Source organism: Ruegeria sp. AB5, from assembly GCF_056542645.1.
The window spans coordinates 114922-126348 of sequence record NZ_JBQGAE010000014.1; the positions used below are offsets into that span (position 1 = coordinate 114922).

8 protein-coding genes are annotated in these 11427 nt (G+C 54.1%); 6 read left to right on the top strand and 2 right to left on the bottom strand.

Translation table 11 applies throughout. The features are described from left to right. Window positions 1-188 precede the first annotated feature (188 nt). From ACR0L4_RS19200 to ACR0L4_RS19210, 3 genes are all read left to right on the top strand, one after another. Window positions 189-941, top strand: a complete 753-nt coding sequence (locus ACR0L4_RS19200; protein WP_480514676.1) for an acyltransferase — start codon at window positions 189-191, stop codon at window positions 939-941. Window positions 942-1350: 409 nt separating this feature from the next. Further along, window positions 1351-2304, top strand: coding sequence for a glycosyltransferase family 2 protein (locus ACR0L4_RS19205; protein WP_480514677.1), 954 nt, complete (start codon window positions 1351-1353; stop codon window positions 2302-2304). Window position 2305: 1 nt separating this feature from the next. Beyond that, complete coding sequence (locus tag ACR0L4_RS19210; protein WP_480514678.1) at window positions 2306-3394, top strand: glycosyltransferase; 1089 nt, start codon at window positions 2306-2308, stop codon at window positions 3392-3394. Here the strand turns inward: ACR0L4_RS19210 and ACR0L4_RS19215 are convergent. Next, the gene (locus ACR0L4_RS19215) at window positions 3305-4195 is read right to left on the bottom strand and encodes a hypothetical protein (RefSeq protein ID WP_480514679.1); all 891 of its coding nucleotides are present in this window, start codon (window positions 4193-4195) and stop codon (window positions 3305-3307) included. The two genes, ACR0L4_RS19210 and ACR0L4_RS19215, sit on opposite strands and share 90 nt — an antisense overlap. A gap of 3 nt (window positions 4196-4198) precedes the next feature. Continuing rightward, window positions 4199-4897 (bottom strand): hypothetical protein, encoded by a 699-nt coding sequence (locus ACR0L4_RS19220; RefSeq protein WP_480514680.1) that lies wholly within the window; start codon window positions 4895-4897, stop codon window positions 4199-4201. Window positions 4898-5059: 162 nt separating this feature from the next. On the opposite strand from ACR0L4_RS19220, the gene ACR0L4_RS19225 reads away from it, so the two are divergent. From ACR0L4_RS19225 to ACR0L4_RS19235, 3 genes are all read left to right on the top strand, one after another. Further along, a complete protein-coding gene (locus ACR0L4_RS19225) occupies window positions 5060-6289 on the top strand; it encodes an FAD-dependent oxidoreductase (protein WP_480514681.1) in 1230 nt (409 codons plus the stop codon). A 158-nt stretch (window positions 6290-6447) separates the two neighbouring features. After that, a complete protein-coding gene (locus ACR0L4_RS19230; protein ID WP_480514682.1) occupies window positions 6448-8133 on the top strand; it encodes a hypothetical protein in 1686 nt (561 codons plus the stop codon). 554 nt (window positions 8134-8687) lie between these two features. Then, window positions 8688-11427: Ig-like domain-containing protein (locus tag ACR0L4_RS19235; protein WP_480514683.1), on the top strand; the 2740-nt coding region annotated here is incomplete at its 3' end.

The following is an 11427-nucleotide window of genomic DNA, read 5'->3' on the forward strand; positions in this document are numbered from 1 at the left end:
ACGAACGGAAATCTATTGAGCCCTATTGTTCAAGTTCCGCTTTCGATACGAGACTAATTTACTTGAGCCAGAGTTTTCAGAGCTCTCTCATCTGTGAGGGGGACTGTCACAATGATGGTATCAATAGAAGCTCCACCAATAGTTGGTGTTAGGCCACACATGGACAGTGACCAGAACAGGGGAATGACGTGGAAAAACAGCGCAGTGCCGTCCCGAAAGATCGCGTTGTCGATGCCCTGAGCGGCAGCGGTTCGGCTCTCAAAAAATACCAGGGGTTCTTTATCGGCAATGAAAGCTGGCGTGTGCTTTTACACTATGAGTTTGCAATGCTTTTTGCCGCAGGGACTCGTGGCGCACTGGGATTTTTCCTGCGAAAACACCTGTTCCCCGGTCTGTTCCGCAAGTCGGGTCGGGGCGTGAATTTCGGACGGGATGTTTCCCTGCGCTGCCCGGGGCGGATGCATTTGGGTGACAACGTCACGATTGACGACGGATGTGCGCTTGATGCGCGAGGTACAACCGCGCCAGGAGATTTCTCAATCGGCGACCGCACTCTGATCGCGCGCGATACAGTCATGCTCGTCAAGAGCCATTATCTCCGGATTGGCTCCGATTGTTCGATTGGCAGCCAGTGCAATCTCAGTGGAGTTTCAGGGATCGAAATCGGCGATCACTGCATCATTGCCGGACAATGCTACTTTGGAGGGGGGCGCTACAGGATGGCATTGGGCCAGGGCCCCATGGTGCTTCAAGGGCTTGAAACCAAAGGTCCGGTCAAACTGGGAAATGATGTCTGGGTGGGTGCAAACGTCACTGTACTGGACGGTGTAACCATTGGCGACGGTGCGATTCTAGCGGCGGGTTCGGTCGTGACGTCGAATGTTGCAGAAAACGCTATCGTGGCAGGCGTTCCGGCGCGGCAGATTCGAATGCGAACCTGAAACGCCGCTTCCACCAGGCTTTTGTAAGAACAAAGTCTCAAAAAAAGCTGGATTGGTTCCATTTTGCGCGCGACGCCCAGCGTTTGGGCACTTTAACTTAGGTTTGAACACTAACCCAAGTGGCCTGCCTAGCGGGTTTCAAATTGTTGTGGCACTTCCACAGGCATACTGAATACATGGTTCGCCCGTGGTTTGTACCTGAAAATACTGCAAAAATAGGTGCAGTAGTCCATTGCGACTGTGCCTAGTGATCCCACTGAATCAGAACGAAACAGCCAAGGCTGGTCATCTTTTTCAATAATTGCTTTCGTATTTGTGCATTGCTAGGGTCTCTGCGCACCCGAGAGTGGACCACACTGATCGCGCATTTGAGTTATATAGCCGCAAGTATTGAAGCGGGAGTAGAGTATTGACCATCAGGTATTCGGTCATCGTTCCGATACTGAACGAGGAAGAAAGCGTTGGACTGTTGTACAGCAAGGTTGCTGACACGATGGATGCTGCTGGTCTTTCTTTCGAATTGATTTTTGTCGATGACGGATCAACAGACACGAGTTTTCAAAAATTGTCGGAACTGGCCGCTGCGGACCCGAGGGTTGTAGTGCTTAAATTTCGCAAGAATTACGGTCAGACAGCGGCGATGACTGCCGGCATCGAATATGCGCGTGGTTCGGTTCTGGTGACTATGGATGGAGATTTACAAAACGATCCGGCGGACATTCCGATGATGCTTGCAAAGATCGACGAAGGCTATGACATGGTGATCGGTTGGCGGATCAACCGGCAGGACAAATGGTTGTCGCGCAAGCTACCATCGATGATTGCCAACCGGCTGATCGGCAAGGTCACGGGCCTGCCGGTGAAGGATAATGGATGTTCGCTCAAGGTGTACCGCGCGAATATCATCAAACGTGTACCGCTTTATTCCGACATGCATCGCTTTATCCCGGCCATGACGCTGCCCGTCGGGGCTCGGATCGCCGAGGTTGGCGTGCGTCACCATGCGCGTCAGTTCGGAGAATCAAAGTATGGGCTATCCCGAATCTTCAAGGTTCTGCTGGATCTTATAGCGATCAAAACGTTGCTTCTGTTCGCCCGGAAACCGATGCGCCGGTTTACAGGGCTGGCTGCTGTATCCGCTCTCGCGGCGCTTTTGTTTGCGTGGCCGATCTTGTTTGGAGCAGGGGCTACTGGGTCGGGCAGTGTGATGGTGTATACGTCGGTTGCGATGCTCTGCGGATCTCTGACATTGTTTTTGTTTTTAATCGGCGCGGTGTGTGCTCTGATACATCGCCAGATCGGACCCGCCGAACTGTATTGGCTGGGCGGCCAATCCCCGCGTGCCCTGCCTGAGAGGGAATAATATGCTTCACGACCAAAACCCGGCCGTAACCAACGCTGCCGCAACCGGGCTGATATCCGTGATCGCCGGTGCGGAAGGCGATGGAAGGGGTCTAGCGGATCTGTTGACGGACTTTCGATCCGTGTTGGATCAAAGGTCCGAACCATACGAGATGATCGTTGTATTCGAGCAGGCCTCGTCCGGTATTCGTGCGGCACTGGAACCACTGGCGGCCCAGTGGCCGAACCTGAAACCAGTCCCGCAAAGACCGTGGAACGGCGAAGACGCGGCAATCAAACTTGGGATCGGTCAGGCGGTTGGCGATATTGTTGTGACCCTGCCGTCCTGGCCCGAAATAGACCCGTCCTCGATCAATACGCTGATCGATACGCTTGGCGAGGATGACATGGTCGTGGGCAAGCGGAGTGAACTGAATAGAAGCGGGATGCAAAAGGCCCGGGCCCGGGCCACGCACGGCCTTTTGAAGCTGCTGTTTCAACAGGATTTCACAGATGTCTTCTGCCGCGCGCGGGCGGGACGTCGGGACGTCTTCCTGAAGGTGGCAGAGCTTGGCGTACGCCAGCATTTCTTGCCTCTGATTGCTGCCTCCGAAGGTTACAGCGTCAAAGAAGTGGATCTACCGATTGTCAGGGATGTTGATGCGCAGGCGATCTACAAGTTCAAACCGAACGCCCATGTTGGGGCTTTGGTTGATGTGCTCACCCTGTTTGTCGGGCTCAAATATCTCCGCCGGCCTTTGCGCTTTTTTGGATCGGTTGGTGTGCCTCTCATCCTGATCGGCGGGCTGCTGACCACCTATCTGGTGATTGAGCGCCTTTTCTTCGGCACACCTCTCGCGGACCGTCCGGCACTGGTGTTTGCGGTCCTGATGCTGGTTTTGGGCATTCAGGTCGTGGCTCTGGGACTGGTGGGAGAAATTATTATCTTCTCCTCAAGTCGAAGACTGCGAAGCTATGAAATCGATGATGTCCTGCGCGGTCGGCCTTCAGTCGTACCCAGTTCAGACGCGGAAACGATCCATCAGGCAGAGACCCCACCAAATGACGATCATCAAAAGCCCGATATAGGACGCAAGGTTGCGGATGGCTGAGGGATGAATGTGAAACTCCGCGACGCGGATCGTTGAGGGTGTTTCAAACTGCCCCCGGATCGAGGCGATTTCACCTCGTATGGGGAACGGCGCAATCAGCTCAAACTCTTCTCCAGCCCAAACCTTCAGGTGGGCTCCGTTGGTATGGGTGACCAAGCGACTCCGGTCGAATTCTATTGGTTTTCCAGTCCGGCTTTCTACATCAGTCAGTGTTGCAGCATAGTGTAAATCGGCGGCCCGGGCGCCCTCCTTCATACCGACAGGAACAACGACATAGGCCACTAAAAATAGCGCGGGTGTCACCGCCCGCCAACCGCCGGGCAACTGAAGATCCTTGCCGTATCGCGGTTCTTTTACCCAGATCCAGATGCCGACGGCACCTGAAAGAGCATACAATGCATAGGTGGGCCAATCCTCGGGCCAGAACAGACCGAAATTCAGCAGATCCCAGCGTAGCGGTGCAAACAGAACAACCCCATTCGCCCATTTGGTCTGCAGGGCGTCCAAACCCAGATGCAGAACCGTTCCCAAGGCAAGAACAACAAACACGCTTCGGGCATTGCGGCTGAATTGCGCAAGAAAAGCACACAGGATCAAACTCATCAGCAAAGTGCTTTGAGCGATGAGGTATAAGCGCAGCTCAATCGGGGGTAAGCCGGTCAGGGACGGCAGCGCGCGCTGAATGATCCACGGAATATCCGGCACGACGCATCCGGCCATGATCCACTTCACATCCGCTTTGGGCAGGCACAGCTTTGTCATCAGATACTGTGCCCCGATATGACCAAGGGTGGCGGGCATGGGCTATCGCAGGCGTTTTCTGATCTGCATGACCGCCTGATGCCCCAGAAACCCTACTGGCCCCTGCAGCATCCCATAGCTTTCCGGAGAGCGCTTACATGACCGCAACCAGGTCTCAAGAGATTTGAAGGGGTGATCCGGATCCAGCGGGAATTCGGCAAGAAACCCAAACCGACCAATCGCACTGGCCTGGTTCGGCAGTGGCAGCGGATCAGACCCGGCCAGAACACACCATCCATTCTCTTCGGCCTTGGCCAGAAGCCTGGGTCGGGGTGTTCCCTTAAGACGTACACCACTATCTGCAAAGAAGAACCTGTCCGAGGTTGGAGGAGACGAGGCCAGCGATTGTATGATACGCCCGCGTGCGCCGGTCCATTTGCCAACACCCCAAGGGAGAACAGCAATAGCCTTGTGATCCTTCGTGGCTGTCATCACGTCAGGCAGCGGCAGGCCATCAGGGATGATATCTTTGACACCGTGCACAAGGACTTCTAGCCCCTCGGACGTCACGATCTGGCGGCCCGCAATGATGAATATCCGACGTCCGTCATCATGGCAGGCCAGCATGGACGCCGTTTCAGAACAAGGTTTTGTAGACCAAGACCCGACAGTATAGGGCAATATACCAAATCGGTTGATACCGGCGATTTCTGTCAGCAGCAAAATGCCCGTCGAGCTTTCCGGTAGCGTAGAAAGTGCCATATTGTGGCTTGCGCTCTCTAAAACATGTGCAACTTCAAAATCCGGATGCAGGTGCACATGGCCATCCACTTTGCAAACTTGCAGGGGCGAAGTGTTTTCCGTTAAGTCATTGTCGTTCAAAATCATCATCCTTTCTTAATGCAGTCATAGAAACCCACTTTCATGTCAACGCTTCTGCAAGAACCCGACAACGAAAAAAATAAGTCGCCGGATACAGACGTAGATGTCGGATCAAACCAATTTGACCTCATTGTCATAGGCGGGGGCATTCACGGCTTGATGCTTGCGATGGTCGCGGTCGAGCGTGGGTATCGCCCAGTGCTCCTGGAAAAAGCCGATATGGGAAGTGGTACCACCCAGGGCTGGTTTGCAATCCTCCATGGAGGATTGCGGTATTTGCAGTCGCTTGATCTGCGCCGTTACAGAGAGTCAATCAAAGAACGCCGCTGGTTCTTACAAAAATTGGGTGATCAGATTGAGATCCTGCCGTTTCTACTGCCTCTCTATGGCCGTGGCTTGAAACGCAATGGAATCTTCCGCCTCGCATTCCTGCTTGATGCGCTGCTGTCATTTGATCGTAACAGAGGCACAACTGCGCAGGTCAGATTAAAAACCGGTCGCGTTGTCAGATCCCGTGCCGTTCGCGCCGCGTTTTCTACCGTGCGAACTACAGGATTGCGCGGTGGTGCAATCTGGCATGAGGCAATTGTCCCCGACAGTGACCGTTTGTTCGAAGCATTGGTAGACCAGGCCCGCATGGCGGGTGTTGCGATCTGTGATCAGACCGAGGTCACTGGCCTTCTCACGACGGCGGGGCGTGTCAAAGGCGTTTTGGCGTCGCAGACTGATCATGGCCCCATTGAGTTCTCTGCACCTGCCGTTGTTAACGCCAGTGGGCCATGGGCAGAAGAACTCGCGCAAGTACTTGATGACAGATATGTACCGCGGTTCGGTCTAAAACAAGCTTTCAATCTGATCCTTGACCTTCCGCCGCCATCACAGTTGGGCGTGTCAGTCGCTGCCCCGGAGCGCGACGGCGACATGCTTTTCTTATATCCGATAGGCGATCAGACTTTCGCGGGGACTTGGTACGTCCCTTTTGAGGGCGATACGGATGCCGGAATCGTATCAGAAGACGATATTCGGGCGTTTATCGACGCCCTGAACAAAAGCATGGATGGGTACAAGATCAAACGCTCAGATGTGGTGGCCATCAAAAGCGGCCTGTTGCCTACGACGGCGCCAAGCAGCTCGAAACTGCTGAATCAGAACACTGTGGTTCGGCACACAGCCCATGGCGGCCCATCAGGGCTTTTTACCCAAATTGGCATTAAATTCACAACGGCACGCAGCCTTGCTCGACGAACTTTGACTGGAGCTGGCATTTTATAAGATTTTGAGGCTGATGCCAAAACTTTATGCTAGTTCCATTGGCTTCAACCCGCGAAGGGGATGGGATATTCTCAGGATTAATTTAGATTCATAGGAAGTCATCAGTGACAAGTTATTGTAGAACAAAATACCTATATCATAACCCAGATAGTACTGGAGTGCAGCTTGTCACGGTTCTCTTAATTGGAGCCACTGCATTTACCGCCGCGTTCTTCACTCGAATTGGGATGATTGACCATCCACTTATTTATGATGAACTCTATCAGTATCTACCAGCTGTCAGTTGGCAGGATAACCAGACTTTTGCAGTACTTGATGGTGTCTACGATCGGTCATCACGCTTTACCCAATTTATTTCTCTAAGCTTCGAAATCACAGGAGAGCAGTCCGCATGGGCGGCGCGCCTGATACCATCCATCATTCCGGGTGCGCTTATGGTCTCATTGATCGTAGCTTGGGCGTATCATGCTAGCGGCACCATAACAGCTCTGATAACGCTCACTTTTTTACTATTTTGGCCAAATGGAATCGAGGTGTCGCAGTATATACGTTTCTATGCCGCCCAAGGTGTGCTTTTCGTAGCGGGAGCACTGCTTGTATACTCGGCGTTTGCTACGATCAGATCACCTGTATGGCGGCTGGTTGCATTGGCCGTCGCAGGCGGGTTTTTTCTACTCGCACTCGACTTGCAAATGCTTACAGCACTTGGAGTCGGAGCAATCGGGTTATGGATTGCGTTGGTATTCGTGCCTAGTTGGCTGCAAGAATACCCAAGGTTGTGGTGGCTTGCGGGCATTATGCTGGTCGCCGTTGTGGCCGTTTTGTTAAGCGGCGTCTTTGAGAACGAAATCCGTTGGTTATGGGTCACATATAATTGGGAACCTTGGCCGGCGCAGAACGATACTACATTCTACAATCGGAATTTCAGGGACAATTACCCCACGTTCTGGCCTTTGTTTCCTGTTATTGCCATTGTTGCTCTGCGCGCCAATTTTTTGCCCGCTTCTTTCTGCCTGATTTTGTTCGCAACAACTTTCGTGCTGCAATCCTTCGGCGGACTGAAGAACATCCGGTACCTCTATCCGACGATGCCGTTTTTTTTCGTTCTATGGGGCATTGCACTACAGAGTTTGCTTCCCAGTTTATTGCGTTTCTTGAGAGAAGACGCGGTCCAAGCGATGTCGTTTTTGGTTCCCGCCGCCTTGAAGCGGCCTTTTGCTTGGTTGGTGCTGGTAATTGCTGGGGGATTTCTCATCTTTGCCAACCCCGCCTTCCTGCGCAGTACCAAGCTGATGTTGGGAAAGGACGAAAATTTATTGCTGGGCAAAGTCCGCTGGCAATGGGTCGACGCTGAAACGCTGCTTACACCATGGCTTGCCGATCATGCATTCGTCGTAACCGATGAGGAGATGCGCGCCATCGAATGGTTGGGTGATTTCGATTTAGGCTATAATCAACCCAGATTCTCAGAACTTGTGTATCTGAATGGCCCGGATATACCCGCGTTTTCCATCGACCGTCGGACTGGCCGCTATCTGACCGGGAAACTCTCGGATTTTGAGCTCGTGGTGCTCTGCAAGCCGGTAGGAGTTTTTGTAACGAACCAATCCGGAATTCAGGGTCTCAAGATAACCAGATTATTGCAGCAAACGCGAGATACGGAGTTGACCGTCACAATGGAAACCGGGAAAGGCGTTTCTATCTTGGGATGGCGCCATGGCTCAAACATGCCGCCACATTCCGAGTGTTCTCAGTTACCCGATTTTGGAACCTCATCGGCCGCAGAGCGCATTCTCTCTGGCCAATCCCGCGCTCAGAGCATTTCATCGTCCACCACCAGATAAAAATCGGCACACGTTAAAATAGGACGCTGGCACAGTAATATTGCACAACAATAATAAATACTTATCCACCCGGATTCTGCGACTTACATAGAAAATATCTAAACCTGCTGCCAGTTACCAAACTGCGCAACAGTCTAATACGTGTTCGTCATCTAGTTCATGATGCTCCAGCCTACTCAGAAGCTGGAGCCTCCAACAAACCCGGCATGGTTCATTGGAATTCAACCTCATCAATTCTCATCAGGCAAACCGAACTGAATAGCTCACCACTGCTTCGCGTATTCCCAGATAGAGGTAGGCGCCGCCTATCTTTTACTATGACACAGATACCCGTTTGCCGCCGGGAGAAGAAGTTGGGGGTTTGCAAAGAATGTTTCCTCTTAGAACGCAATCCCCAATCACTTCTTGCACAGAGTTGATTTGCTCTTGGGATACTCATAGCTGTATAAATATATGGGGGCTAAAATTGTTTAAGTTTTGTTTTAGCCATTGAAGTGGCAATAGCTTGCTCTGGGGCAGGATTTGGTCGCTGGTTTAATAGTGGGTTGGGTTACATGTCGACATTTTCTGAAGAATTTGACGCTCCGTTGCAGGCCAGTGATTGGCTGGTTTCAGATTATGCACTGCCAGGGGGCTGGATCGACACAGCCTGGTCGCCTTCCAATGTCACAGTTGAAGCGGGTCAGCTCACCCTGACGCTTGATGACCAGCCTCTGGACGGCAAAACCTATAGCGGGGGCGAAATACGCTCTGTCGAGGATTTTAGCTTTGGCACCTACACCGTCACGATGCAGACAGCAGATGGCGGCGGCGCCAACTCGACATTTTTTCTGTATTCTCCCCAGACCGAGATTGATTTCGAATTCCTCAGCAATGATCCAACCCAGGCACTGGTGACATATCATTTTGGCGGCGAGAGTTCGGGGGTCGTTGTTGATCTTGGCTTTGACTCCTCCGCCGGGTTGCACACCTACACCATCGAATGGGGTCCGGACTCGATTGAGTGGTATGCAGACGGCAATCTATTGCGCTCCGTGGTCGATCCCACCGACCTGGAAGTTCCAACTGCGGACGCGCAGATCTTTCTGAGCATCTGGCACGGGACACCGAGCTGGATGGGCGATCCCACATTCGCGCCGTATACGTCCGCAAACTACGACTCTGTTAGTTTCAGTGCACGCACGGCACCCGTTGCGCAGGACGATTGGGTTGTCCTGGCCCAGAGCGGACCGGTTATTTTAGACCTGCTGGCAAACGACACGGATCCCGATGGTCTGCCACTTGAGGACAGCGATATAGTAATCACGCAGGCGCCGACATTCGGCAGCCTGTCGCAAGACCCCGGAACCGGCGCGTTTACATACACACCAACTGATCCCAATTTCGTGGGAATCGAGCGCTTCGAGTACACGGTTACGGATAGTAACGGCGAAGTCTCGAATACAGCCTGGGTCACAGTTCAGGTCGGGCTGGACCCGATTGATCCTGAGGCGGTTCAGTTGACGGATGGGGATGATGACAATCTTGCGCTGATCACTTCCGGAGCGGATGTGTTTGACGGCTTGGCCGGTAATGACACCCTGTATGGTGGCGATAGCGGTGATCGGCTGTATGGCAATATCGGGAATGACGTGCTTTACGGCAACAGCAGCGGGGATAGTCTTTATGGCGGGTCCGGTGATGATATTCTGGACGGCGGCAACCAAGACGATCTTCTGGACGGAGGGGCCGGCGCGGATACGCTGATTGGCGGCAAAGGTAGCGACACGTTCAAGTTCTCAGTAATTGATGGAGCGCTTGACACGGTCGAGGATTATGCCCGCTGGAAGGTCCTGGACGTGGGTGATGCACTGGTGGGGTACACGCAGGGCGTTGACGCGCTGACCGACTTCGTACGCTTCACCACCACCGGCTCGGACACGCTGCTGGAGATCAATCCGGACGGTGTAAGTGGCTTTGTCCCGGTTGCCCTGCTGAAGGGCGTCCGCAACCTGGCCGGAACCGAAGCAGATATGGAAGCCAATGGCCAGTTGCTGACGGCAGGTGCAAACATAGCGCCGGATGCGGTAGACGACACAGCAACGGTGGATGAGGATCAGAGTGTCATGATCGACGTTCTGGCCAATGACAGCGATGCGGATGGTGGCACGCTGTCGCTGCAGTCGGTCACCCAAGGCCAGTTCGGCTCGGTGGTGATCAATGCGGGTCAGCTTGAATACACGCCGGACGCGGATGCGAATGGGATCGACAGCTTCAACTACACGGTGTCGGACGGTCAAGGCGGCACCGCCGTTGCCACGGTGACAGTGACGGTAGCGCCGACGCCGGACGCGCCGGTGGCGCAGGATGATGCAACCAGCGGTGAGCAGGATGGCCCGATCCAGATCGATGTTCTGGCCAATGACAGCGACGCGGATGGCGATGCGCTCACGATTGACGTCTCGGGCTCGGTCCCGTCGAATGGCCAGGTTGCGGTATCGAATGGCCAGATCGTCTATACCCCGAATGCCGGTTTTGTCGGTGATGACAGCTTTGTCTACGCTGTGTCGGATGGGACGTCGAGCACGACGGCAACCGTGACGGTGACGGTGTACGAGACCAATGCGGCGCCGGTTGCGGCGCCGGATGCGGCCGTGACGCCCGAGGATCAGGCGGTTGCGATCGACCTTCTGGCCAATGACAGCGATGCCAATGGTGATGCGCTGACAGTCACGGCGGTGACCAGCGCCTTTGATGACCCGCTGACGGCGGGCGTGGTGGAAACCGAGCACGGTTCTGTAACGCTGTCAAACGGGGTTGCGACCTATACGCCGGATGCGGATTTTGCCGGGTTCGACAGCTTCGGCTACGAGGTCACGGATGGCAAAGAGGCCTCTGTGGGGTCTGTGTCGGTGACGGTAGCGGCGGTCAATGACGCGCCGGACGCCCAGGATGACACGGCGAGCACAGATCCGGATGTTGCGGTCTCGATTGACGTTCTGGCCAATGACAGTGATGCGGATGGCGATGCGCTGACGATTGACGTGTCGGGCTCTTCGCCATCGAATGGGTCTGTGTCGGTGGTGAATGGCGAGATTCTGTATGCCCCGGATGCGGGCTATATCGGCAGCGACAGCTTCAGCTATGCGGTGTCGGACGGTGCTGAGAGCCGGACCGCTACGGTGACGGTGACCGTGGGGTCGCTCTATGACCCGATTGATCCCGAGGCGGTTCAGTTGACGGATGGGGATGATGACAATCTTGCGCTGATCACTTCCGGAGCGGATGTGTTTGACGGCTTGGCCGGTAATGACA